We start from the raw sequence: 24,970 nt of genomic DNA, 5'->3' as shown, positions 1-24,970 counted from the left end.
TCCGCCTCCCGCACCCGCTGCAGGCGCGGAATACCCGATTCGGGCAGCGATCACACTTTCGTGGTTATTCTTCGATCGCCCCGCCCACGGCCCGGAGGTGCGCACGGAAAGTCAAGGACGGATCCGTTTCCCGCGCCGCAAGGAATTCACCGAACCGCACCTGCTGCCGCAACGGTTCGCCGCCGCGGATCCGGTCGGCCTGGCGGCGTTCGGTGTCGCGGATTCCTTCGGCGAGGGTGAACAATTCACCCGCGCGGGCGAGCGGGACGAAGAGGACGCCGTCGTCGTCGCCCAGCACGAGGTCCGGTGGGCCGATCCGCCAGGTCCCGACGATCGCCTCGGCCAGCCCGCCGTCGACGCGGGGGCCCAGGCTGAGCGGGCCGGTGGGCAGGGAGCCGAGGCTGAACACCGGCAGCCCGATGGCGCGGATGTCCGCGGTGTCGCGGTGCAGGCCCCAGATCACCACCCCGGAGAGCCCGGCGGCACGCGCCTCGAGGACGACGAGGTCGCCGACGCAGCTTTCGTCGAGCCGGCCGCCGTTGTCGACCACCAGGACGCCGCCTTCGGGGCAGTCCTCGAAGGCTTCGAGGAAGACGTCGACGCTGCCGACGTGCCGGGCCGGGACGGCCGGGCCGAACAGGCGGCTGCCCGGCACCACCGCGCGCGTCGGCGCCGGTGCGCAGCGCACCGGGAGCCCGGCGCGGATGCACGCGTCGGCGAGGTGGGCGGTGGTCAGCGTCGCGAAGCGCTGCCTGAGTCCTTCGTGGTCCATGCGCCGAATCTAGCCAGCGTCCCGGGTCTCCCCGGTCAGCCACGCCAGGTACTCCGCGCTGCCGCCGACGATCGGGGTGGCGATCACCTCCGGCAGGTCGTAACCGTGCAGCTGCCGCAGGCGTGCGGTCAGCGCGGGCACGCGGTCGGCGGTCGTCTTGATCTCGACCCGCCACTCCTGATCGGTCCGCACGGCGCCCTCCCACCGGTAGACGCTGGTGATCGGGCCGACGACCTGGGCGCAGGCGCCGAGCCGGGCTCCCACCGCCTGCGCGGCCAGCTCCCGCGCCGCCGCTTCCGAGTCCGTCGTGGACGTCACGATCACGTGTTCTGCCGCCATGGCGCCGAGGTTACCGACTAGGGGTTCACCCGGAATTCGAGACAGCGCCACCGCCCGGCCGCCAGGATGGGCGGCGCCCCGCCGCCGACGTGAGGACCCGAGGATGCGCCGTCTGCCCGCACTCGCCACCGCCGTGCTCACCGCCTCCGGGCTGCTGACCGCCGGAACCGCGCACGCCGCGAGCCCGCCGTTCCCCGCGTCGGTGTTCCGCGCGACCCACAACAGCTATTCGGGCAACGTCGACGGCGCCAAGAACTCCCTCGCCTACCAGCTCGACCACGGCGTGCGCTTCCTGGAACTCGACGTGCACGACAACGGCTACACGACGTCACACGACTACGCCATCGGGCACGACTCCCCCGGCAACCTCGTGGACCACGGCGGCGGCAACCCGGCGTCGAACGACCTCCGCGACTGGCTGACCGTCGTGAACACGTGGTCGGCGCAGCACCCGGCCGCCGCGCCGATCGTCGTCATGCTCGACCTCAAGGACGACCTGACCGACAACCCGTCGTTCGCCGCGGGCAACCTGACCGCGCTGAACCAGGAGCTGGAGTCGGTGTTCGGCGCGCGGCTGCTGCGGGCGCAGGACTACCCGGCGGCGCAGCCGGACGTCGACGCGCTGCGCGGGCGCGTGCTGCCGCTGCTGTCCGGCGACGGCGGCTCCCGCACCGAGTACAAGCGGGACGTCGGCTACCACCCGGCGGTCGCGCTGAACGGCCGCGGCCAGGTGGTCGAGGTGCACGACTCCGGGGCCGGCGCGCTCTGGTACTGGACCGGGACCTACGGCGCCGACGGGCGGGTCACCTGGCTGCGGCACGGCAAGTACGACAGCGGGCAGACGCCGGCCGTCGCGCTCGACGACAACGGCGACCTGGTCGAGGTGCACCAGTCGCCGGGCGCGACCACGCTCTGGTACCACGTCGGCAAGCTCGGTGCGGACGGCGAGATCACCTGGCAGGCGAGCCACCAGTACGACAACGGCGTGCTGCCGACGGTCGCCTTCACCGGCGCGACGCACCTGCGGGAAATCCACCAGAGCCAGAGCGGCAGCCAGAACTGGGCCTGGAACGGCGTGCTGGCGGGGCCCACGGTGTCGTGGACGGGCAACGCCAAGACCTCCGACGCGCGGTTCGCCAAGGCGACGGCGGCCAGCGCCGGCCGCACCGTGTCCGTGTGGACCGGCGCCGACGGCCCGACCTCGGCGCAGACGCTGCGCGCCGACACCGACCGGGTCGGCGGCGACCGGATCCGCTACCGCCAGGTCGCCTTCGACGAGTTCCAGAAGGGTGACAGCGCGGAGCTGCAGCAAGGTGCGCTGTTCTACGGCGCCCCGGCGACGGAGCCGGCGTTCATCACCTCGGCCCGGCAGGCGGGCAAGCTGGTCCGCGGCTGGGACTTCGATTCGGCGAGCCAGGCCACCACTCCCCTGGCGAACTACCCGGCGACGAACCACCCGTACGACGCTTGGTACCAGAACCTGCTCACCCAAGCGGGCGCGGTCGAGTAGCGGGCCCACCGGCGGAGATCCGGAACTGTCGGTGCCCTCCGGTAGCGTGGAAAACGGGGGGCGCCCCCGCGACTGACGGCGGTTGTCAGCGCTTCGCCAGGGAGCGGTAAGCGGCCCTGGCGAAGCTCGGCCGCATGAAGAACCCGACCGTCCTGATCTCCGGCGCGAGCATCGCCGGCCCCGCCCTCGCCTGCCTGCTGACCCGCTACGGCTGCACCGTCACCGTCGTCGAACGCGCGCCCGCGCTGCGCCCCGGCGGCCAATCCGTCGACTTCAAGGGCGCCACCCACCGGACCGTGCTGGACCGGATGGGCATCCTCGACGACGTCCTGGCGCGGCAGACCGGCGGGCAGGACCAGACGATCGTCGACGCCGCCGGACGCGAGCGGGCGGTGATCCCCGGCGAGTTCACCGGCGGCGACGTCGAAATCCGCCGCGGCGACCTCGCCGAAATCCTCTACGCGCACTCCGGCTGCGAGTACCTCTTCGGCGACACCATCACGTCCCTGACCGAGGCCGCGGACGGGGTCGACGTCACCTTCGCCCACGCCGAGCCGCGCCGGTTCGACCTCGTCGTCGGCGCCGACGGCATCCACTCGAACGTCCGGCGGCTGGCGTTCGGCCCGGAGCGCGACTACGTCCGGTACCTCGGCTACCACTACGCCTTGGCCGAGCTCGGCGAAGACATCGCCGACGGCGACGCGGTGATGTACAACGAGCCGGGCCGGATGGCCGCCGTCGGCGGTCCGAAGGCGTCGGCGTTCTTCGTGTTCGCCTCGCCCCAGCTGGACTACGACCGCACCGACACCGGCAAGCAGCGGCAGCTGCTGATGGACGCCTACCGGGGCGGCGGCTGGCGGCTGCCCGACCTGATGGCGAAGATCCCGGGTGCCGGCGAGTTCTACCTGGACTCGCTCAGCCGCGTCACGATCGACCGCTACTCCCGCGGCCGGGTCGTGCTGCTCGGCGACGCGGCCTACGGCAACACCCTCGGCGGCTTCGGGACCGGCCTGGCGGTCGTCGGCGCGTACGTGCTCGCCGGGGAACTCGCCGCCGCCGGCGGCGACCACCGGGTCGCCTTCGCCCGCTACGAGGAGCTGATGCGGGACTACGCGAAGGTCTCGCAACGCGGCAGCGCGGGCCCGTTCCTCGCGCCGCCGTCCCGGCTCCGGATCAAGCTGCGGGACCGGACGTTCAAGTCCCGCTTCCTGCTCGGCCTGATGCTCAAGGCGACCGACAAGTTCGCCACGGACATCGAGCTGCCGGACTACGCCCCGGGCTCGTAGGCCAGGTTCGGCCGCAGCCACTGCTCGACCTCGGCGATCTCGACGCCCTTGCGGCGGGCGTAGTCCTCGACCTGGTCGCGGCCGAGCCGGCCGACGGTGAAGTAGCGGGAGTCCGGGTGGGCGAAGATCAGCCCGGACACGCTCGCCGCCGGCGTCATCGCGTACGACTCGGTCAGGGCCATGCCCAGCTCGTCCGCCTCCAGCAGCTCGAACAGCTCACGCTTCTGGCTGTGGTCGGGGCTGGCCGGGTAGCCGAGCGCCGGGCGGATGCCGCGGAACCGCTCCGCGTGGAGGTCTTCCAGCTTCGGCTGCGCGTCGGGCTCGAACCAGTCGCGGCGGGCCCGCAGGTGGATGTGCTCGGCGAACGCCTCGGCGAGCCGGTCGGCCAGCGCCTTGACCATGATCGCGCGGTAGTCGTCCTGCTCGGCTTCGTACCGCTTGGCCAGCGCCTCGGCGCCGTGGATGGCCACCGCGAAGCCGCCGAGGTGGTCGCCGACCGGGGCGATGTAGTCGGCCAGGCAGCGGTTCGCGCGGTCGGCGGGCTTCGCCGTCTGCTGCCGCAGCATGGGGAACTTAACGTGCGCGAAGTCGCCTTCGAGCACGATGTCGTCGCCTTCGCTGTGCGCCGGCCAGTACGCGTACGCGCCCTTCGCGGTGAAGCTGCCCTCGGCGATGATCTGGTCGAGCAGCGTGTTCGCGTCGTCGAACAGCTCGCGCGCGACCGGCTGCTCCAGGATGGCCGGGTACTTGCCCTTGAGCTCCCAGGCCAGGAACAGGAACTGCCAGTCGACCATCTCGCGCAGTTCGGCGATGCTCGGCTCGAGCACGCGGACGCCGGTGAACTCCGGCGTCGGCAGGCCGTCGAACGCCACCTTCTCGGGGTTCGCGCGGGCCTGTTCGAGGGTGAGCATCGGACGGCGCTGCTTGTTCGCGTGCTGCTCGCGCAGCACCTCCTGATCGGCCCGGTTCTTCTCGGCCAGCACGATCGACCGGTCCGGGTCGAGCAGGTCGGACACCACGCCGACCACGCGCGACGCGTCGAGCACGTGCACGGTGGCGTTGTCGTAGGCCGGGGCGATCTTGACCGCCGTGTGCTGGCGGGACGTCGTCGCGCCGCCGATCAGCAGCGGCAGCTTCAGCCCGCGCCGCTGCATCTCGGTGGCAACGTTGACCATCTCGTCGAGCGACGGCGTGATCAGCCCGGACAGCCCGACCGCGTCGGCGCCCTCGGTGACCGCGGTGTCGAGGATCTTCGCCGCCGGCACCATCACCCCGAGGTCGATCACCTCGTAGTTGTTGCAGCCCAGCACCACGCCGACGATGTTCTTGCCGATGTCGTGGACGTCGCCCTTGACCGTGGCGAGCACGACCTTGCCCTGGCCGTTCGACACGGCGGCGCGGCCCGCGAGCCGGGCCTCCTCCTTCTCGGCCTCCATGAAGGGTTCGAGGTAGGCGACGGACCGCTTCATCACGCGCGCGCTCTTGACCACCTGCGGCAGGAACATCTTGCCGGAGCCGAACAGGTCTCCGACGATCTTCATGCCGTCCATCAGCGGGCCTTCGATGACCTCGAGGGGCCGCGCCATCGTCAAGCGCGCCTCTTCGGTGTCTTCCTCGATGTAGTCGACGATGCCGTGCACGAGGGCGTGCGACAGCCGCTCGGCCACGGTGCCTTCGCGCCACGACAGGTCCACGACGCGCTTGGTGCCGCTGCCCTTGACGTTCTCCGCGAAGCTGACAAGGCGGTCGGTGGCGTCTTCGCGCCGGTCGAAGAGCACGTCCTCGACCAGTTCGAGGAGGTCCTTGGGGATGTCTTCGTAGACGGCGAGCTGGCCGGCGTTGACGATGCCCATGTCGAGGCCGGCCTGGACGGCGTAGAAGAGGAACGCCGAGTGCATGGCCTCGCGCACCACGTCGTTGCCGCGGAAGGAGAACGACAGGTTCGAGATGCCGCCGCTGGTCCGCGCGCCGGGGCAGCGCTCCTTGATCCGGGGCAGCGCCTCGATGAAGGCCTTGGCGTAGCCGTTGTGCTCGGAGATGCCGGTGGCGACGGCGAGGACGTTGGGGTCGAAGATGATGTCCTCGCCCGCGAAGCCCGCCTTCTGCGTCAGCAGGTCGTACGCGCGGCCGCAGATCTCCACCTTGCGGTCGGCGGTGTCGGCCTGGCCCTGTTCGTCGAAGGCCATCACGACGACGCCGGCGCCGTAGTTCCGGATCGTGCGGGCCTGGGCGAGGAACGGCTCCTCGCCCTCCTTGAGGCTGATCGAGTTGACCACGCCCTTGCCCTGAAGGCAGCGCAGCCCGGCTTCGAGCACGCTCCACTTGGAGCTGTCGACCATCACCGGGATCCGGGCCACCTCGGGCTCGGTGGCGATCAGGTTGAGGAAGGTGGTCATCGCCTGCTCGGATTCGAGCAGGTCGGCGTCCATGTTGACGTCGAGCAGGTTGGCCCCGCCGCGGACCTGCTCCAGCGCGACGTCGACGGCGCCCTGGTGGTCGCCGGATTCGATGAGCCGCCGGAACCGCTTGGAGCCGGTGACGTTGGTGCGCTCGCCGATCATGACGAACCCGGTGTCGGCGCCGATGGCGAACGGCTCGAGGCCGCTGAAGCGCATGTGCGTGGGCGGTGCCGGCACCTCCCGCGGCCCGACGGCCTTCGCCGCCTCGGCGATCTTCGCGATGTGCTCCGGGGTGGTGCCGCAACAGCCGCCGACCAGGTTGACCAGGCCGTCGCGGGCGAACCCGCCGATCAGCCCGGCGGTCTCCTCGGGCGTCTGGTCGTAGCCGCCGAACGCGTTCGGCAGCCCGGCGTTGGGGTGGCAGGCGACGTAGGTGCCGGCGATCCGCGAGAGCTCCTCGACGTGCGGGCGCATCTCCTCGGCGCCCAGCGAGCAGTTCACCCCGACGACCAGCGGTTTCGCGTGCTCGATGGAGCTCCAGAACGCCTCGACGGTCTGCCCCGACAGCGTCCGGCCGCTCAGGTCCACGATGGTCACGGAGATCCACAGCGGCAGGTGCGGGGCGACCTCGCGGGCGGCGGCGATCGCGGCCTTGCAGTTCAGCGTGTCGAAGATGGTCTCGATCAGCAGCAGGTCGACGCCGCCTTCGGCCAGGCCGGCGATCTGCTCGGCGTAGGCCGCCTTGACCTGCTCGAACGTGACGGCCCGGTACGCCGGGTCGTCGACCTTGGGCGACAGGCTGAGGGTGACGTTGAGCGGGCCGATCGACCCGGCGACGAACTTGCCACCTGCGTCGTCGGCGGCCTGGCGGGCCAGCTGCGCGCCGCGGACGTTCATCTCGTGGACGTACGCCTGCAGGCCGTAGTCGGCTTGGCCGATGCTGGTCGCGGTGAAGGTGTTGGTCGTGGTGATGTCCGCGCCCGCGGCCAGGTACTGGCGGTGGACGTCGAGGATGACGTCCGGGCGGGTGAGGTTCAGCAGGTCGGGGTCGCCGGTGACGTCGTGGGTGTGGTCGCCGAAGCGATCGCCGCGGTAGTCGGCCGGGGTCAGCCCGGCACCCTGCAGCATGGTGCCCCAAGCGCCGTCCAAGATGGCCACGCGCTGATCGAGCAGCTCGCGCAGGCGTACGGTCGAGCCGAACGCCGTGGACTCGTGCGGGGTGTTCACCGGCAGCCTCCCTCGATCGGGAGGCGCCCTTGGTTGGTCATTCCCGGCCGAGCGTGGCGGACCCCGTGGTCCGTTGCAGCGCCTCTCGGCCTGTGGTCCACGGTATCGGAACCGGGCCCGCGCACGCCATCCCGCCCCGCCGGCGCGTCCACGGACTGGGACTGCGCGAACCGGGACAGCGCGAACCGGGGCACTGTCTGTCCACAAAGGAATGTACTGGCCACGCTGCCTCCTCGTCGCGATCGTTTCGGATCCGTCCACCATGCCGCACCCGGCGGGCGGCACTCTGCTCCCTGCCTGCTCACCCGGACCACTTCCACCATCGCTCGATCGGCGCACAATGTTACTCTCCGCGGTTGTCGTCATCACTTTTCGTACTCCCGAGCCGGCTTGAAAACTGAAACACGTTCTAATACGCTCCCCCGGGTGGACTACGGAACAGTGCTGTTCACCAGCGACCGGGGGATCACCCCGGCGGCCGCGGCGCGCGCCGCGGAAGCCGCGGGGTTCTCGACCTTCTACGTCCCCGAACACACCCACATCCCGGTGAAGCGCGAGTCACCGCACCCGCGCACCGGGGACGCGTCGCTGCCCGACGACCGCTACAGCCGCACGCTCGACCCGTGGGTCGCGCTGGCGACGGCGGCCTCGGTCACTTCGCGCATCCGGCTCTCGACCGCCGTGGCCCTGCCGGTGGAGAGCGACCCGATCACCCTCGCCAAGACGATCGCCAGCCTCGACCACCTCTCCGGCGGCCGGGTCACCCTCGGCGCCGGCTTCGGCTGGAACGTCGACGAGCTGACCGACCACGGCGTGCCCGGGAACCGCCGCCGCACCGCGCTGCGCGAGTACCTCGAGGCGATGAGTGCACTGTGGACGCAGGAGGAAGCCGCCTACGACGGGGAGTTCGTCTCCTTCGGGCCGAGCTGGGCCTGGCCGAAGCCGGTCCAGGCGCACATCCCGGTGGTGCTCGGCGCGGGCCCGACCGAGAAGACGTTCCGCTGGATCGCCCGCCACGCGGACGGCTGGCTCACCACGCCGGCCGACACCGACCTGGACGGGCACGTGGCGCTGCTCAAGGAGATCTGGGGCGCCGAAGGGCGCGAAGGTGCTCCGCTGATCTACGCGCTCGGCGAGCGGCCGGACCCGGAACGCCTGGCACACCTGGATTCCCTGGGCGTGACCGAGACGATCTTCGGCCTCCCCGACCGCGCGCCGGACGAGGTCGAAGCCTGGATCGGGCGGCTGGCGGGCAAGCTCGGCTTGGTCCCGACCCACTCCCGAACGTAGTGAATGACTCATTCCTGTCGTCAGACGACAGGAATGAGTCATTCACTGCAGCGACCCCCCGGGGTCAGCTCTTGGCCGCGACGCCCTGACGCGCCCGCAGGTCGAGTTCGATCTGCTCCAGGCTGCGGCCCTTGGTCTCCGGGACCAGCCACTTGGTGAGCACGAACAGCACCACGTTCACCCCGGCGAACAGGAACATCGAGCCGCCGATGCCGAGGGACTTCGGGTCGGAGATGATCGGGAACACCGCGCTCACGATCCCCGTCGCCGCCCACAGGACCACACTACTGACGCCCATGCCCGTCGCCCGGTACTTCAGCGGGAACACCTCGGACATCATCACCCAGACGACCGCGCCCCAGCCCAGTTCGTACCCGACCAGGTAGAGCACCATCATCACCAGCATCAGCAGGCCGCGCGTGCCGGTGTCGTGGACGTTCAGCACGACCAGGCCGGCCGCCACCAGCGTCACCACCATGATGACGTTGCCGATGAGCAGCAGCGGCTTGCGGCCCCAGCGGTCCACCACGAACACGACCCACGCGGTGAACAGGAACTTCGTCACGCCCAGCAGCACGCCGGACAGCAGCGCCGCCTGGGTGGCGAAGCCGAGGCCGATCAGCATCGTCGGGAAGTAGGCGTTGATCGCGTTGACGCCGCTGAACTGCTGGCCGATCGCGAGCAGCAGCGCCACGACGATCATCGGCCGCACGAAGCCGGAGAACAGGTCGCGGATGCGCGGCTTCTCCTCGGTGTCGAGCCGGATGACCTCGTGGATGGTCGCGATCTCCTCGTCCAGGTTCACGGTGCTGCCGTGCGCGCTGGCCAGCACCCGCCGCGCCTCGTCCTCCTGGCCGTTCTTGACCAGCCAGCGCGGCGTCTCCGGCAGGAACACCAGCCCGATGAGCAGGATCACCGCGGGCACGATCGCGCCGGCGAACATCCAGCGCCACGCCGAGATCGGCCCGAGCCAGTAGCTGACCAGGAACGCGATCAGGATGCCCAGCACGATGAAGATCTGGTTGAGCGCCCCCATCGCGCCCCGCCACTTCGCCGGGGCCAGTTCGGACAGGTAGGTCGGGACGGTCGACGACGAAAGCCCGATGCCCAGCCCGATGATCAGGCGCGAGAGCACCAGCAGCAGGAACGTCGGCGAGAAGCTCGCCGCCAGCGTGCCCACGATGACGATGCCCGCGGCGACCATGATCGTGCGGCGCCGGCCGAGGGCTTCGTTGGTGCGGCTGGACAACAGCGCGCCGACGATCGCACCGACCGACAGGCTGGCGGTGATCACGCCCTTGTCCCAGCTGGTCAGCGCCCACAGTTTCCCGATGAACGGGAGCACCCCGGAGATCACGCCGAGGTCGTAGCCGAAGAGGATGCCGCCGAGCGCGCCGAAGAAGTACAACGTTGTTCGGCCGATGTGCCGTGCCGATGCTGTCTGTGTACTTGACTGATCGGTCATTGCCGGGTCGCCTCTTTCTTGAGTGCAGTCGAGCGTAGGTCCAGTCCAGCCAGCGGCCACCACACTCACACGCCGGAAAATGGCGGGCAAGAAGATCCGCGATAACAATTCAGACACCTGATCGTCATTCATGTATGTGATTCCGACAAAACCGACACACATCGAACGCGAAGCCTGGCCCCGCCCCACCACTGCTCCACTGTGGACAGTGCGGATCGCCGAAATCGTCGAACGCTTTACAACGCTCCGAACACTGGTTTACCGTCCCTCTGGAAGCGCTCCCAGAGTGTGGAGGCAGAGGTGCACAACGTCGTGCCAGAAACTCGTTCCCCCGTCGGGTTCCGGTCAGCGAGACGGCTGCTCGCCGGCGCGCTCGCCGTTCTCGTGCCCGCCGCCGTCGCGGTCGTCGCGGGCGCCCCGGCCTCCCCCGCCGCACCGGCGGCCGCCACCACGACGTGGCGCAACGCCGAGATCGCCGGCGGCGGGTTCGTCCCCGGGATCGTCTTCAACCAGACCGAACCCGGGCTGGTCTACGCCCGCACCGACATCGGCGGGGCGTACCGGTGGAACACCGCCACCGGCCGCTGGCTCCCGCTGCTGGACTCGGTCGGCTGGACCGACTGGGGGCACAACGGCGTCGTCAGCCTCGCCACCGACGCGGTCGACCCGAACCGCGTCTACGTCGCCGCCGGGATGTACACCAACAGCTGGGACCCGAACAACGGCGCCATCCTGCGCTCGGCCGACCGCGGCGCCACCTGGCAGGCGGCCGCCTTGCCGTTCAAGCTCGGCGGCAACATGCCCGGCCGCGGCATGGGCGAGCGGCTGGCGATCGACCCGAACCGCAACAGCGTCCTCTACCTCGGCGCGCCGAGCGGGAACGGGCTGTGGCGCAGCACGGACTCCGGCGTCACCTGGGCGAAGGTGACCAGCTTCCCCAACCCGGGCAACTACGCGCCCGACCCGAGCGACACGACGGGCTACTCCAGCGACAACGAGGGCGTCACCTGGGTGACGTTCGACCCGTCCACCGGCACCCGCGGGAGCACCACACAGACGATCTACGCCGGTGTCGCGGACAAGCAGAACACCGTCTACCGCAGCACCGACGGCGGCACGACGTGGGCGCGGCTGGCCGGTCAGCCCACCGGGTTCCTGGCGCACAAGGGCGTCGTCGACCCGGCCGGCGGCTACCTCTACCTCGCGACCAGCGACACCGGCGGCCCCTACGACGGCGCGAAAGGCGACGTCTGGAAGTACGCCACGAAGACCGGCACCTGGACGCGGATCAGCCCGATCCCGTCCGACAGTTCCGACGACTACTTCGGCTACAGCGGGCTGACGATCGACCGGCAGCACCCGAACACGCTGATGGTGGCCACGCAGGTGTCGTGGTGGCCGGACGTGATCTTCTTCCGCAGCACCGACGGCGGTGCCACCTGGACCCGGATCTGGGACTTCTCGAGCTACCCCGACCGGTCGCTGCGCTACACGCAGGACGTCTCCTCGGTGCCGTGGCTGACCTTCGGCGTCCAAGCCGCTCCCCCGGTGCCCTCGCCCAAGCTCGGCTGGATGACCGAGTCGGTGGAGATCGACCCCTTCGACTCGAACCACCTGCTGTACGGCACCGGCGCGACGATCTACGGCACGTCCGACCTCACGAAGTGGGACAGCGGCGGGAAGATCACGATCAAGCCGGTCGTCGGCGGCCTCGAAGAGACCGCGGTGCTCGACCTGATCAGCCCGCCCTCGGGCGCTCCCCTGCTGTCCGGCCTCGGTGACATCGGCGGGTTCCGGCACGACAGCCTCGACGCGGTTCCGGCCACCATGTTCACGCAGCCGGTGTTCACCACGACCACCAGCCTCGACTACGCCGAACTGAACCCGGCGACGATCGTGCGCGCCGGCACGCTCGACCGGTCCGCGCGGCCGAACGACAACCGGATCGCCTTCTCCACCGACGGCGGGAAGAACTGGTTCCAGGGCGCGGAGCCGGGCGGGAACGCCAGCGGCGGCACGGTGGCCGCGGCCGCCGACGGCAGCCGGTTCGTCTGGAGCCCGGACGGCGCGAACGTCAGCTACTCCGTCGGCTTCGGCTCGTCGTGGACGGCGTCGGCGGGCCTCCCGGCCGGCGCGGTGGTCGAGTCCGACCGGGTCGACCCGAAGCGGTTCTACGGGTTCGCGGCGGGCAAGTTCTACGTCAGCACCGACGGCGGCGCGAACTTCACCGCGACCGCGGCCACCGGGCTGCCCGCCGGCTCCGTGCACTTCAAGGCGATGCCGGGCGTGGCCGGGGACGTCTGGCTGGCCGGCGGCTCCGGTACGGCGTACGGCCTGTGGCACTCCACCGATTCCGGAGCGTCCTTCACGAAACTGGCGAACGTCGCCGAAGCCGACAACATCGGGTTCGGCAAGGCCGCGCCCGGCCGCACGTATGCGGCGTTGTACACGATCGCCGGCGTCGGCGGGGTGCGCGGGATCTTCCGCTCGGACGACGCGGGAGCTTCGTGGACGCGGATCAACGACGACCGGCACCAGTACGGCAACATCGGGGCGGCGCTGACCGGCGATCCGCGCGTGTACGGCCGGGTGTACGTGGGCACGAACGGCCGCGGCGTGATCGTGGGCGAGTCCGGGGGCAGCGAGCCACCGCCGCCGACGAGCACCACGCCGACCACCACCACGACCCCGACGACCACGACTCCGACGACCACCACCACGCCCACGACGACCACCACGCCGGTGCCGTCGGGGTCCTGCACCGCGGCCTACACGATCACCAACCACTGGCAGGGCGGGTTCCAGGCCTCGGTGAAGGTGGGCAACACCGGCACCGCCGCGGTGACCGGGTGGACCGTCACGTGGACCTACGCCGACGGGCAGCGGGTGACGCAGGCGTGGAACGCGCAGGTCACCCAGAGCGGCGCGGCGGTGACGGCGCTGGACGCGGGCTGGAACAAGACCATCCCCGCGGGCGGGAGCGCGGAGTTCGGGTTCACCGGGACGGCGGGGACGACGAACGGCAAGCCCGCGGCGATCTCGCTCAACGGGAAGGCCTGCACGACGTCCTGAGCAGGTGCCGCGAATGACTCATTCGGGACCGCCAAGGTCCCGAATGAGTCATTCGCGACCTTGGGGAACGCGGGCGGGAAGGGGGTTTCAACCCACCCCCAGGCGGTTGAAACCCCCTCCCCGCGCCCCCAGTCCGGGGCCTCCGCCCGAGCAGCCGCAGCCTGCTCGGGGCGACGTCCCCGGTGAGGTCCACTCTTCCCGGTGCCGACGGCAGCCGCCATTCCTGCCCAAAGGGGACTTTTTCGGCGGTTCACAACCCTGCTGAGCTGCGAAAACACGCTGAAGAGGTACCGAAAATACCCACCCGGGCGGGCAAAAGTTACCCGGCGGACAGCGGCGGCTCAGGCACTCTCCAGCACGACCTTCCCGACGTGGGTCCGGGACTCCAGGTGCTTGAGCGCCTCGGCCACCTCGTCGAAGGCGTACCGGCGGTCGATCACCGGCTTCAGGCCGGTCCGCTCGATCGCCCGGTTCATCGCCCGGAACGTCTCGCGGGAGGCGTTCGTGAGGCCGCGCAGGGTCAGCTGCTTGACCAGCACCAGGATCGGGTCGGCGGCGCCTTCGTGGGTCAGGACGCCGGCGACGCTGACGTGCCCGCCGTACCGCGCGGCGAGCATCGACTGGCCGATCGTGCCACCGCCCCCGACGTCGACGACGTGGTCGACACCGCCGCCGGTCAGATCGGCCACCGCGGCTCCCCACTCCGGGGTGGTCGCGTGGTTGAGCGTCTCGGCCGCCCCGAGCGCGCGCAGCCGCTCGAGCTTCTCGTCCGAGCCGGACGTCGAGATGACGTGGGCGCCGCCGAGCGCGGCGAACTGCAGGGCGAACGTGGACAGGCCGCCGCTGCCGAGGGTGAGCACGGTCTGCCCCGGCGTCAGCCGGCCTTCCTCGACGACGGCACGCCAGGCCGTCACGCCGGCGCTGGGCAGCGTGGCGGCTTCGGCGTAGTCGAGGTGCGCGGGCACCGCGACCAGGGCGTCCTCGGCGAAGACGGCGTACTCCGCGAGCACGCCGTCGAGCGTGCTGCCCAGGTCGTCCGCGGTCTTCTCCGGCGTGCCGGGACCGGCCAGCCAGTCCGGGAAGTACGTCGCCGCCACCCGGTCACCCGTGGTCCAGGCCCGCACCCCGGCCCCGACCGCGACGACCTCGCCCGCGCCGTCGGACAGCGGGATCACGTCGGGCTTCACCGGCTTCGGGTAGAACCCCTTGAGGATCATCAGGTCACGGGCGTTGACCGCCCACCCGCGCAGCCGGACCAGGACCTGGCCGGGACCGGGCTCGGGAACGTCCCGCTCGCCCAGGACGAGCCCGGCGCCGGGGCGGGGCAGGGAAAAGAACTTCACAGCAGCTCCAAGAGGTCGGGGACACTCCTCAACGCGGCCAGTGTGTCGAAGCCGCGAGCTCGCCGTCGACGGTCGCCAGCAGTTCCGGGGTGAGTCCGGCGAGCGACGTGGCGAAGTGGCGGACGCCGCGGGCGGCCATGAACTCCCGCTGCCGCGCGTGGGCGGGGCTCGACGGGAACCCGACGAACCCGGCGCCGTGCGCGCGGGCGTCCTCGGCGACCCGGCTGACGTCGTCGACGAACACGATTTCGTCGAAGGCGACGCCGAGCACGGTCCGCGTGATGTGGTCGACGCCCGGGCGGTGCTCGTTGATGCTCACGTAGCCCACCTCGGGATCGAGGAGGTCCGCGAAGTCACCCAGGTACCGGTCGAAGGTGTGCTCGCGGGTCCGGCCGCCGTAGCAGACCAGCCGCGCGGGGAGCTTCGCCAGCGCCTCCAGGCAGTCCCGCGCGCCTTCGGCCACCCGGATCGGGTGCTCGGCCAGGTAGTCCTGCCGCGCGGCCCACAGCTGCTTCAGCGTCTGCTCGGCCGGCTGGTCCAGACCGCAGAGGCGGGTGATCTTTTCGGCGACGACGATGTCGCGCAACCCGATGACGTCCCGCTCGGCCGCGGCGTCGTAGCGCCCGCCGTGCTCGGTGACGAACCGGGCGATCATGGCCAGGTAGGTGTCGTCGATGAGCACGCCGTCGCAGTCGAGCGCGACCACGCGCAGCTTTTCGAACCGGCTCACCGCTGTGCGAACACTTCCCGCGCGGCCGCGATGGCGTTGAGCGCGGCCGGGAAGCCGCAGTAGAACGCCAGGTGCAGCACGGTTTCCACGGCCTCCTGCTCGGTGCCGCCGACGTTGAGCAGCCCGTGGATGTGCACCTTCAGCTGCGGCAGCGCGGTGCCCAGGGCGACGCAGGCGGCGATCGTGACGATCTCGCGGTGGCGCAGGCTCAGGTGCGGCCGGGTGTAGATCTCGCCGAAGGTGAATTCGACGATGTAGGCGGCCAGGTCCGGGGCGATGTCCCGCAGTCCCGCGGCGACCTTCTCCCCCGCCTCGCCGTCGACGGCCCGCATCGCCGCCAGGCCGCGCTCGTAGCGGTCCTCGATGCCCGCCCACGGCACTTCGGCGGCCTCTTCGGCCGGTGCCGGCTCCTCGTCGGGCAGCCCCGCGAAGGCCGCCTTCAGCGCCGTCAGGGCGTTGAGCGTGGCCGGGAACCCGGCGAACGAGCTGACGTGGATCACGGCCTCGATCAGCTGACGGCGGGTGCAGCCGACGTTGAGTGCGGCCTTGGCGTGGAACTGCAGCTGCGAACCGGCGTAGCCGAGGGCGGTGAGCGCGGCGACGGTCGCCAGCTGCCGCTCCGGCAGCGGCAGGCCGGGCCGGTGGTAGACGTCGCCGTAGATGAACCCGACGCACTGCTCGCCGAACTCGGCCTCCCCGATGCTCTCGAACAGGTCCAGCACGGCCGGCCGGTCGGCCCCGCCGAGCTGCTGGATGAGTTTCAGGCCCTGGGCGAAGGACGCGGAGCGGTCCTGCTGCTGCAGGTCGGACATCGTGGAGTGGTTTCCCTTCCGGTTCGGGGCCGGCCGCGGCTCAGCCGAGGTAGGCCCGGGTGGCCTGGCCGGCCTTGCGGCGTTCGAGGGTGCCGACGCGCCCCTGGGCGATCATCGAGTACTCGATGCCGGCGGTGGCCACGGTGCGCCCCTGCTGGCGCACCGACGTCGTGGCGCGGAACTTGAGGTGGGTGTCCCGGCCGAGGTCGGATTCGACGATCAGCGACTCGACCGTGGCCGGCAGCGGGAACAGGAAGTCCTGGAAGGACAGGTCGATCCGTTTCCACACCCCGGCGTAGGCCACCGGGGAGAGCCCGGGGCGGATCGCGGTCTCGAACTGCGCGATGCAGATCTGCCGCATCGCCTCGATGATCACGATGCCCTGCACGTGCTCGCCGGTGTGGTGGTCGAGGACCAGCTCGTTGTCGCGGTGGATCCGCAGCTCGGCCCGGCAGTGCGTGGGGGCCGGGCTGTGCACGCCGGCGAGCAGGACGTTCTCCGGCCGGTCCTTGTGGACGACGACGGGTGGTTCGGACGGCCGCCGGAACATCGCCGGGTCCGCGAGGCACGCCGTTCCTTCGCTCTTCTCGCAAGCGGTTTCGAGCAGCTCGGCGTCGGTCGCATCGATGCCCTGGCCGAAGTGGACGATCCAGTGGCAGCCCGGTACCACCGGACCGCCGGGGCCGAGCAGGGCCAGCAGACCCGACAGCGTGAACACCCGGTCCTCCCGGGCGAACTGCGCGAAGCGGTCGGCCACCACGACGACGTCACGCCGGGTGTGCCCCTCGAACGCCCAGGCCGCGCACGGGGTCATCGGGCACGAGACGTCGTGCGGTGCCACCTCGGGCGCCTCCGTCCGGGTCGGGTCTGGCGTCACGGCCGCGCCGAAGCGTGGGCGTCCAGGAGTGCTTCGGCGATGGTGCGGGCCGTCGTGGCCGACCGCCAGCGCGGCGCGGCCAGCTCGGTGACCATCAGCTTCAGCATGGCGCGCACCATGTCCGGCTGCTTGCCCACCCCCGCCTCCAGCAGCGGTCCGACCTGCGCGGCGGCGCCGTCGAGGTCGTCGAGCCGCAGGTGGGCGCGGCCCGTGTCGATCCGGATCATCGGATCCATGGCTTCCCAGCGGTTTTCCGTCGACAGCTTTTCGAAGGCTTCGCGCGCGGTGGAGAACTCGCGCAGCGCGGTCGAGGCCTGGCCGACCGAAAGCAGTGCGTTGCCCGCCATGTAGTGCCGCCGGTCCTTCGTGATGTTGAAGAAGCTGTCCTCCCCGCCGGCCCCCAGGTCCGGGTCCTCGATGGCCGTCCAGCGCGCGATCGCGTCCAGCACCTGCCGCTCCGCCCGCACCGACGACCAGCCGCGCGCCTCGGCGAGGATGAGCGGGGCGTCCGTGAGGCGCCCGCCCACTTGGTAGTTGAGCCCGTCGGCGGCGAGCTTAGCGGACTCGATGCCGTTCCCGGCCCAGAACGCCACGCGGGCCTGGGACGTGCGCACCCAGCGCCGGGCGAGGAAGTCGTCGGCGTACTGGGTGTAGAGCCAGGCGGCGGAATTGAGTTCGCGCGAGAGCCGGTACCGGCCCAGGTCCCCGGCGATCCAGGCCATCATCGCGCTCGACTTGGCCCCGACGAGCAGGAGGTCCTGCGTCTGCTTCGGCCGCTGACGCCCCTTCAGCAGGAACGCGGTCCGGTCGGCGATCACCGCGAGCTGGCCGAGGATCGAGTCGGGCGCCATGCGCGTGTAGGCGCCGCCGAGGAAGTCGAGGTCCGCCCACAGGTCGTCGAGCTGGGCGTCGTCCACGTTGGTGTTGGTGAGCAGCATGGCGTCGCCGAGGGCGCCGGCACCGATCTCCTCGTCCGCCCGGGCCGCGATGCGTGCCGGCGGCGACGCGGGCTCGGAGGCCGCGACGACCGCGGGCTCCGGATCGGCGTGGTACTCGGCGAGGTCCTTGGCCGGCAGCTGCTCGAGATCACGCAGGCCCAGCAGGCACTTCCAGCCGGTGCCGTAGACCTTGGCCAGCACCCGCAGCGCCGCGACGGTGGGCCGGACCCCGCGGTCGGGCCACTGCTCGTACTCCCAGATCCGGGTACCTCGCATGCCCGCCCGGGGGTCTCCGGTGACGGCGTTGTACTGGTGCGCCGCGACGTCCAGGGAGAGCTCGGACGCCAGCCGCCACGCGGTGCGCGGCGGGATCCGGCACTCGACGATCAGGTTCTTCGCCACCTGGGCCGGGATCGCCTCCTCGGGAAAACCCAACGCGGTCAGCCTGTCCCGCAGTTGTGCTCGGTAGGGCTTGCTCCCTGGTTTGGCCTGTCGACTCATCGTTCATCCAACGATTTCCGGAGTACGGGGGCTCCCCAGGTCGACCCTACCGCAGCGTGACGGCGGCGGCCCAGTTCGTCACGCCGGCGGGAACCGGGTGATTTCCGAGAAGTTGAGTACGCAACAAGGATTCCGCCGGGCAAGCCCTCGCCCCCTGACTGAGAGCGCTCCCAATTCCGGCCTCCGACGTCCGTTCGCGATCTTGGGAAGGATTTTTCGGAATCCACCCCAACGGCGGCGTCCCGGCCCGTGGACCGGTGGCGCACTGCGACCGGGACATGTCCTGCACCCCAACGAGTTCGGCCGTTCAGGAGCGTTCAGTGGCGAGGCCGGGCGCACCGGCTGCGGAAAACGGACCACCGGATGGGCCCGCGTCCGGGTCCCTCTTTACAAGCGCGACACACCGGGGTTACCTTTCCCGCGGCTGGAAGCGCTCCCATGCCAGGTCGCCTCGCCAGAACGCGGCCACCACCCAGGGGCGTCGTGGTGCAGGCCACGGCGCCCCTGTCCGCGTCCCCGGAGGAGCCATCCCATGAACAGGACCGCCGGCGCACTGGCCGCGCTCTGCCTCGCCGCGGCGGGCACCACCGCGATCGTCGTGGCCGGTCCGGCCGCCGCCGCGCCCGCGTGCTCGGTCGCCTACCGCGTCAACCAGTGGCAGTCCGGGTACACCGCCGACCTCACGGTGACCAACGGCGCCACCGCGGTCTCCTCCTGGACGCTCACCTGGCACTACGCCGGGAACCAGTCCGTCACGTCCGCGTGGAACGCCACCGTCCGCCAGAGCGGGACCGCGGTCACCGCGCAGAGCCTGTCCTACAACGGCGCGCTGCCGGCCGGCGGCTCGGTTTCCTTCGGCCTCCAGGGCACCTACAGCGGGACGAACGACCCGCCCACGGACTTCGCGCTCAACGGCGTCTCGTGCGGCGACCCCGCGCCCCCGACCTCGACCACGCCGACCACCCCCACGACGCCGACGACACCGACGACGCCCACCACCCCGACCACCACGACGTCCGGGCCGCCGCCCGCCGGCTGCGCGAGCGCCGCGATCTGCGACGACTTCGAGCAGCAGACCGGCAGCACCCCGGGCGGCCGCTGGACCGTCGGCGCGGCCAACTGCACGGGCACCGGCACGGTCGCCGTCGACACCTCGGTCGCGCACTCGGGTGGCCGCTCGGTCAAGGTCGCCGGCCAGGGCGGCTACTGCAACCACGCCTTCCTCGGCACCAGCCTCACCGGCGTCGGCTCGAGCCACCTCTTCGGCCGGTTCTGGGTCCGGCACACGACGGCGCTGCCCACCGGGCACGTCGCCTTCATGGCGATGCGCGACTCCGCTGACGGCGGCCGCGACCTGCGCGCCGGTGGGCAGAACCGGGCGCTGCAGTGGAACCGCGAGTCCGACGACGCGACGCTGCCCGCGCAGAGCCCGGCCGGGGTGGCCCAGAGCGTCCCGCTGGCCACCGGCACCTGGTCGTGCTTCGAGTTCGAGGTCAACGGCGGTGCGGGACAGCTGCGGACGTGGCTGAACTCCACCGAGGTGCCCGGCCTCGTCGTCGACGGCGTGCCGACGCCCGACATCGACCAGCAGTGGCTCGCCAAGTCCTGGCACCCGGCACTGACCGACCTGCGGCTCGGCTGGGAGAGCTACGCCGGCGACGCCGACACGCTGTGGTTCGACGACGTCGCCGTCGGCACTGCGCGGATCGGCTGCTGAGGCGGATCGGCTGCTGAGGCGCCCCCGGCTACCGGCCGAGGACCTTCTCGATCCCGGCCAGCTCGTCGTCGGTGAACTCGAGGTTCGCGGTGGCGGCGACGGTGTTCTCCAGCTGGGCGACGCTGCTCGCGCCGATCAGCGCGGAGGTGACGCGGCCGCGGCGCAGGACCCAGGCGATGGCCAGCTGGGCCAGCGTCTGCCCGCGCTGCTCGGCGACTTCGTTCAACGCGCGGACGGTCGCCAGGGTGTCCTCGGTCAGCCGGTCGCTGGTGAGGAACGGGCTGGCGCCGGCCGCGCGGGAGCCGGCCGGGATGCCGTCGAGGTAGCGGTCGGTCAGCAGGCCCTGGCTCAGCGGCGAGTACGCGATCGAGCCGACGCCGCGGGAGTCGAGGGTGTCGAGCAGGCCGTCTTCGACCCAGCGGTCCAGCATCGAGTACCGCGGCTGGTGGATCAGCAGCGGCGTCCCGAGCTCCTTCAGCGCGGCGAGCGCGGCCTCGGTCTGCTCCGGCGAGTAGTTCGAGATGCCCGCGTACAGCGCCTTCCCCGACCGGACGGCGGTGTCGAGCGCGCCCATCGTCTCCTCGATCGGCGTGTCCGGGTCCGGGCGGTGCGAGTAGAAGATGTCGAAGTGGTCCAGCCCGGTGCGGGCCAGGCTCTGGTCGAGGCTCGCCAGGAGGTTTTTGCGGGAGCCCCACTCGCCGTAGGGGCCGTCCCACATCAGGTAGCCCGCCTTGGACGAGACCAGGATCTCGTCGCGGTGGGGGCGGAAGTCGGCGGCGAAGTGCCGCCCGAAGTTGGCCTCGGCCGAGCCGGGCGGCGGGCCGTAGTTGTTGGCCAGGTCGAAGTGCGTCACCCCGAGGTCGAACGCCCGGCGCAGCACGGCCCGCTGGACGTCGAGGGGTTTGTCGTCGCCGAAGTTGTGCCACAGGCCGAGCGACACGGCGGGCAGCTTCAGCCCGCTGCGCCCGGCCCGCCGGTAAGGCATGTCCGCGTATCGGTCTTCGGCCGCGGCGAAAGGCGACATGGTGCTCCTTCTCGGAGGGGGGCGGCGAGCGGTGGTGAGTTCGCCCGAGTCTAGCCGCGGGTGATCACCGCGCCGGCGAACGACGCCGCGGGCGGCAGGTCCGGCAGCACCGTCGCCTGGTAGGCGTGGTAGACGTCCGGCTTGCCGGCCCACACCGTCGCGGCGGGACGGTTGTCCGGGTCGAGTTCGTGGTGCCACGAACCGAGTTCGCGGTCGACGAAGCAGGCTTCGGCGTGCGCGCACCATTCCTCGAAGCGGGCGAGGTAGGCCGGGTCACCGGTTTCCTGGTGCAGCGTCCACGCCGCGGCCATCGCCTCGGTGACCACCCAGTGCAGCCGGGTGCGCACCACCGGCGTCCCGGCGAAGTCGGTCGTGTAGACGAACCCCGGCCGCCCGTCGACGGCCCAGCCGTACCGGACGCCCGCCTCGAAGAGCGCGGCGGCGTCGGGCACCAGCCACGGCGGCGCGCCGTCCCCGAGCGCCCGTCCGAGGTGGACGGCCAGCCGCGCCCATTCGAAGAGGTGCCCGACGGTCGCCCCGAACGGGCGGAACGGGTGAGCGGGTTCGCCGCGGTTGAACTCCAGCCGGACGCGCCAGTCCGGGTCGTAGTGCTCCGGGAGCAGCCAGCCGTGCGCGCGGGCTTCACCGTGGACCAGACGCTCCACAATGGACAGCGCACGCGCCGCCCACACCGGGTCGCCGGTGACGTCGGCGGCGGCCAGGAAGGCCTCCACGGTGTGCATGTTGGCGTTGGCGCCGCGGTAGTCCTCCAACCGCGTCCAGCCGCGGTCCCAGACGTCGGCGACGAGCCCGGCCGACGGCTCCCAGAACCGGCGTTCGACGACTTCGAGGGCTTCGGCCAGGAGCCGTTCCCCGCCTTCGGCACCGGCCGCGGTGGCGCTCGCGGCCGCCAGCACGACGAACGCGTGCTCGTAGGCCCGCTTCTCGGTCAAGGCCGTCGAGGCGTACCAGCCGCCGTGCTCGGCGTCCCGCAGCGGGCCGGTCAGCGCCGCGACGCCGTGCGCGACCTGCTGGCCGGTGTCCGCTCCCCGCAGCGACGCGAGCGCGAAGACGTGCGTCATCCGGCAGGTGATCCAGGTCTCGACGGGCCGGTCGAGCACCGGCCGCCCGGCGTCGTCGAGCCAGGCGAACCCCCCGGCCGGGTGCGCCGCGCCGCGGGCGAAACCGAGCAGCCGGGCGGGTTCGGCCCGCACCCAGGCGGGCACCGAAGACGGACTGTCCACTCTCTGCCTTTCTCCACCGGCCCGCCCCGATCGAGGAGCCCCCGCCAACGTAGGCCAAGGCCCCCGCCCCGGCCATCGCGGGCTGTTCCGGAAGTGACCCCCACCGCGTATCCTGACCTTGGAAGCGCTCCCAGTCTTCGACGCACGCAACCCAATGAAGGGACTGACGTGACCAGGAGACGAAGTACCATCCTCGCCGCCGTCACCGTGCTGCTGGCGAGCCTGACCGCGATCCTGCTGAACACCGGGACGGCCGAGGCGCACGGTGCCATGATGAAACCGGGCAGCCGGACCTTCCTGTGCTGGCAGGACGGGCTCAGCTCGACGGGCGAAATCAAGCCCCAGAACCCGGCCTGCGCGGCCGCGGTGGCAGTCAGCAGCGCCAATTCGCTGTACAACTGGTTCGGCGTGCTGCGCTCCGACGGCGCCGGGCGCACCCGCGGGTTCATCCCCGACGGCAAGCTGTGCTCGGGCGGGAACCCGAACTACGCGGGCTTCGACGGGGTCGGCAATTGGCCGCTGACCCACCTCACCGCCGGTGCGCAGTTCGACTTCTCGTACAACGCGTGGGCGGCGCACCCGGGCTGGTTCTACACGTACGTGACCAAGGACGGCTGGAACCCGAACCAGCCCCTCACCTGGGACTCCCTGGAGGACCAGCCGTTCCTGACGGTCGACCACCCGCCGGTGACCGGCCAGGTCGGCACGGTCGACGGCCAGTACAAGTGGAGCGGCGCACTGCCGTCGAACAAGTCGGGCCGGCACATCATCTACTCGGTGTGGAAGCGCTCGGACAGCGCCGAAACCTTCTACGGCTGCTCGGACGTCACCTTCGACGGCGGCCACGGCGAGGTCACCGGCGTGAAGGACCCGGGCACCGGCTCGACGACCACGCCCACGACCCCGACGACCCCCACCACCCCGACCACGCCCACGACACCCACCACCCCGACGACGCCCACCACGCCGACGACCCCGACGACTCCGGCGGGCTCGTGCATGGCGATGTTCGAGATCACCAACACCTGGAGCGGCGGCTACCAGGCCACGGTGACGGTGATGAACCACGGCACGCGGGCGTTCACGAGCTGGCAGGCCGGGTGGACCCTGCCCGCGGGCCAGACGGTCGCCAGCGTGTGGAACGGCACGCTGAGCCAGTCCGGTTCGGCGGTCACGGTCCGCAACGCCAACTGGAACGGCGCCGTCGCGGCCGACGGCACGACCACCTTCGGGCTGGTCGTCAACACCACGGGAGGCAGCGCGGCACCGTCGCCGACGTGCCAGGGCACCTGAATCGTCCTGAGTGGACAGTCCAGGAAGGCCACCTCGGGGGACGCCAAGTCCCCCGAGGTGGCCTTCACGGGTTGGCCGGGCCGGTGCTGCCGCGGGTGATCAGCCGCGGCCGCGAGGCGCAGACGTCGCCGGGGCGCTCCCCCGCCAGCACGTCGTGCAGCACGGAGGCCGCGAGCGTGCCGAGTTCGGCCAGCGGCCGCCGGATCGCGGTGAGCGCGGGGCGGACCAGCCGGCAGAGCGGGGTGTCGTCCCACGAGACCACCGAGAGGTCCTTGGGCACCGCCAGGCCGAGTTCGCGCGCGGCCGCGAGCGCGGCCACCGCCAGGTCGTCGGTGTCGCACAGCAGCGCCGTGGGCCGGGGGCGCGCGGCCAGCACCCGGCGGACCGCGTCGGCCGACGGTTCGGGGTGGACGGTGCCCGGGTACGGGAGGCCGGTCGCCGCCGTCGTGAACGCCCGCCGCCGCGCCGCGGGGTCGGCGAACACCGCCGCGCCCGCGATGCGGACCACGTGCCGGTGCCCCAGGGCCGCCAGGTACGCCAGCGCTTCGGCGGCCCCGGTCACGTCGTCCACGAGCACCGAAGGCACCCCCGGCACGCCGCCCGGCCCGCCGAGCACGACCGCCGGCAGGCCGATCCGCACCAGCTCGGCCGCACAGCCCGGCGTGGTGAGCAGCACGCCGTCGACCTTCCGCTCGGCACGCCACCGGCGGTAGACGGCCAGCGCGGCGTCGCGCCCGGCGGCGACCTGCACCAGCAGCTCGCCCTCGAACCCGTCGAGCAGGGCCGGGACGAACACCTCCGGGGGCCGGTCGAGCACCAGGCCGAGCGCCCCGGACCGGCCGCCGGACAGCGCCCGCGCGGTGCTGCTGGGTGCCCACCCGAGCTCCCGGGCGATCTCGGTGATCCGCCGCCGGGTGGCCTCCGAGACGCCGGGGCGGCCGTTGAGGGCGTAGGAGACCGCGCCTTTGGAGACGCCGGCCTCCTTCGCGATGTCGGTGATCGTCGGACGCTTCATCGCAGCCTTCCTTCACACCACGGGTCTGGGCTCCACGGGTCTGGGCTCCCCGAGCCTCGGAACCACCGCGGCCGGAGCCCGCGGTCCGTGTCCGCGCGGACACCCGCTGTCGCGCA

The 24,970-nt window shown here is 71.5% G+C and carries 18 protein-coding genes and 1 riboswitch; of the genes, 6 read left to right on the top strand and 12 right to left on the bottom strand.

The genetic code is table 11. The annotated features are described in order from the left end of the window. Positions 1–64: 64 nt before the first annotated feature. Together AB0F52_RS37220 and cutA are read right to left on the bottom strand one after the other, a co-directional pair. Positions 65–772 carry an RraA family protein gene (locus tag AB0F52_RS37220; protein WP_360181085.1) on the bottom strand — a complete coding sequence of 236 codons (708 nt, stop codon included), beginning with the start codon at positions 770–772 and terminating at the stop codon, positions 65–67. A 9-nt stretch (positions 773–781) separates the two neighbouring features. Next, positions 782–1,111, bottom strand: coding sequence for a divalent-cation tolerance protein CutA (gene cutA / locus AB0F52_RS37215; protein WP_360181083.1), 330 nt, complete (start codon positions 1,109–1,111; stop codon positions 782–784). 103 nt (positions 1,112–1,214) lie between these two features. Between cutA and AB0F52_RS37210 the strand changes: the two genes are divergently transcribed. Then, positions 1,215–2,621 (top strand): hypothetical protein, encoded by a 1,407-nt coding sequence (locus tag AB0F52_RS37210; protein ID WP_360181082.1) that lies wholly within the window; start codon positions 1,215–1,217, stop codon positions 2,619–2,621. Between the two features lie 134 nt (positions 2,622–2,755). Further along, complete coding sequence (locus AB0F52_RS37205) at positions 2,756–3,907, top strand: FAD-dependent monooxygenase (protein ID WP_360181080.1); 1,152 nt, start codon at positions 2,756–2,758, stop codon at positions 3,905–3,907. On the opposite strand, the gene metH is transcribed toward AB0F52_RS37205, so the two are convergent. After that, the gene (metH, locus tag AB0F52_RS37200) at positions 3,889–7,533 is read right to left on the bottom strand and encodes a methionine synthase (RefSeq protein ID WP_360181078.1); all 3,645 of its coding nucleotides are present in this window, start codon (positions 7,531–7,533) and stop codon (positions 3,889–3,891) included. The two genes, AB0F52_RS37205 and metH, sit on opposite strands and share 19 nt — an antisense overlap. A gap of 14 nt (positions 7,534–7,547) precedes the next feature. Further along, positions 7,548–7,626, bottom strand: a riboswitch (S-adenosyl-L-homocysteine riboswitch). Positions 7,627–7,959: 333 nt separating this feature from the next. Here metH and AB0F52_RS37195 point away from each other — a divergent pair. Then, positions 7,960–8,823: an LLM class F420-dependent oxidoreductase gene (locus AB0F52_RS37195; protein ID WP_360181076.1), complete on the top strand. Its 864-nt coding sequence runs from the start codon at positions 7,960–7,962 to the stop codon at positions 8,821–8,823. A 64-nt stretch (positions 8,824–8,887) separates the two neighbouring features. On the opposite strand, the gene AB0F52_RS37190 is transcribed toward AB0F52_RS37195, so the two are convergent. Beyond that, entirely contained in the window at positions 8,888–10,288 is a 1,401-nt protein-coding gene (locus AB0F52_RS37190; RefSeq protein ID WP_360181074.1) for a sugar porter family MFS transporter, read from the bottom strand. A gap of 300 nt (positions 10,289–10,588) precedes the next feature. On the opposite strand from AB0F52_RS37190, the gene AB0F52_RS37185 reads away from it, so the two are divergent. Beyond that, a complete protein-coding gene (locus AB0F52_RS37185) occupies positions 10,589–13,360 on the top strand; it encodes a cellulose binding domain-containing protein (RefSeq protein WP_360181072.1) in 2,772 nt (923 codons plus the stop codon). A 341-nt stretch (positions 13,361–13,701) separates the two neighbouring features. Here AB0F52_RS37185 and AB0F52_RS37180 read toward each other — a convergent pair whose 3' ends face one another. From AB0F52_RS37180 to AB0F52_RS37160, 5 genes are read right to left on the bottom strand one after another with little or no spacing between them, the layout of a single operon-like run. Then, a complete protein-coding gene (locus tag AB0F52_RS37180; RefSeq protein ID WP_360181070.1) occupies positions 13,702–14,703 on the bottom strand; it encodes an NAD(P)-dependent alcohol dehydrogenase in 1,002 nt (333 codons plus the stop codon). 28 nt (positions 14,704–14,731) lie between these two features. After that, positions 14,732–15,433 (bottom strand): HAD family hydrolase, encoded by a 702-nt coding sequence (locus AB0F52_RS37175; protein WP_360181068.1) that lies wholly within the window; start codon positions 15,431–15,433, stop codon positions 14,732–14,734. Beyond that, entirely contained in the window at positions 15,430–16,245 is an 816-nt protein-coding gene (locus tag AB0F52_RS37170) for a carboxymuconolactone decarboxylase family protein (protein WP_360181066.1), read from the bottom strand. Before AB0F52_RS37170 ends, AB0F52_RS37175 begins: the two co-directional genes overlap by 4 nt. Before the next feature lie 40 nt (positions 16,246–16,285). Beyond that, on the bottom strand, positions 16,286–17,086 hold the full coding sequence (locus AB0F52_RS37165; RefSeq protein WP_360181064.1) for an AfsA-related hotdog domain-containing protein: 801 nt from the start codon (positions 17,084–17,086) through the stop codon (positions 16,286–16,288). A gap of 32 nt (positions 17,087–17,118) precedes the next feature. Continuing rightward, entirely contained in the window at positions 17,119–18,495 is a 1,377-nt protein-coding gene (locus AB0F52_RS37160) for a hypothetical protein (RefSeq protein ID WP_360181062.1), read from the bottom strand. A gap of 598 nt (positions 18,496–19,093) precedes the next feature. Between AB0F52_RS37160 and AB0F52_RS37155 the strand changes: the two genes are divergently transcribed. Next, the gene (locus AB0F52_RS37155) at positions 19,094–20,278 is read left to right on the top strand and encodes a cellulose-binding domain-containing protein (protein WP_360181060.1); all 1,185 of its coding nucleotides are present in this window, start codon (positions 19,094–19,096) and stop codon (positions 20,276–20,278) included. A 28-nt stretch (positions 20,279–20,306) separates the two neighbouring features. On the opposite strand, the gene AB0F52_RS37150 is transcribed toward AB0F52_RS37155, so the two are convergent. Continuing rightward, positions 20,307–21,302 (bottom strand): aldo/keto reductase, encoded by a 996-nt coding sequence (locus AB0F52_RS37150; RefSeq protein ID WP_360181058.1) that lies wholly within the window; start codon positions 21,300–21,302, stop codon positions 20,307–20,309. A gap of 50 nt (positions 21,303–21,352) precedes the next feature. Further along, the gene (locus tag AB0F52_RS37145) at positions 21,353–22,546 is read right to left on the bottom strand and encodes an AGE family epimerase/isomerase (RefSeq protein WP_360181056.1); all 1,194 of its coding nucleotides are present in this window, start codon (positions 22,544–22,546) and stop codon (positions 21,353–21,355) included. A gap of 168 nt (positions 22,547–22,714) precedes the next feature. On the opposite strand from AB0F52_RS37145, the gene AB0F52_RS37140 reads away from it, so the two are divergent. Continuing rightward, positions 22,715–23,839, top strand: coding sequence for a lytic polysaccharide monooxygenase (locus tag AB0F52_RS37140; protein ID WP_360181054.1), 1,125 nt, complete (start codon positions 22,715–22,717; stop codon positions 23,837–23,839). 64 nt (positions 23,840–23,903) lie between these two features. Here AB0F52_RS37140 and AB0F52_RS37135 read toward each other — a convergent pair whose 3' ends face one another. Then, positions 23,904–24,854 carry a LacI family DNA-binding transcriptional regulator gene (locus tag AB0F52_RS37135; protein ID WP_360181052.1) on the bottom strand — a complete coding sequence of 317 codons (951 nt, stop codon included), beginning with the start codon at positions 24,852–24,854 and terminating at the stop codon, positions 23,904–23,906. Between the last annotated feature and the right edge of the window lie 116 nt (positions 24,855–24,970).

Source organism: Amycolatopsis sp. NPDC024027, from assembly GCF_040638975.1.
GTDB lineage: Bacteria > Actinomycetota > Actinomycetes > Mycobacteriales > Pseudonocardiaceae > Amycolatopsis.
This window is presented reverse-complemented; position numbering and strand designations above follow the sequence as displayed.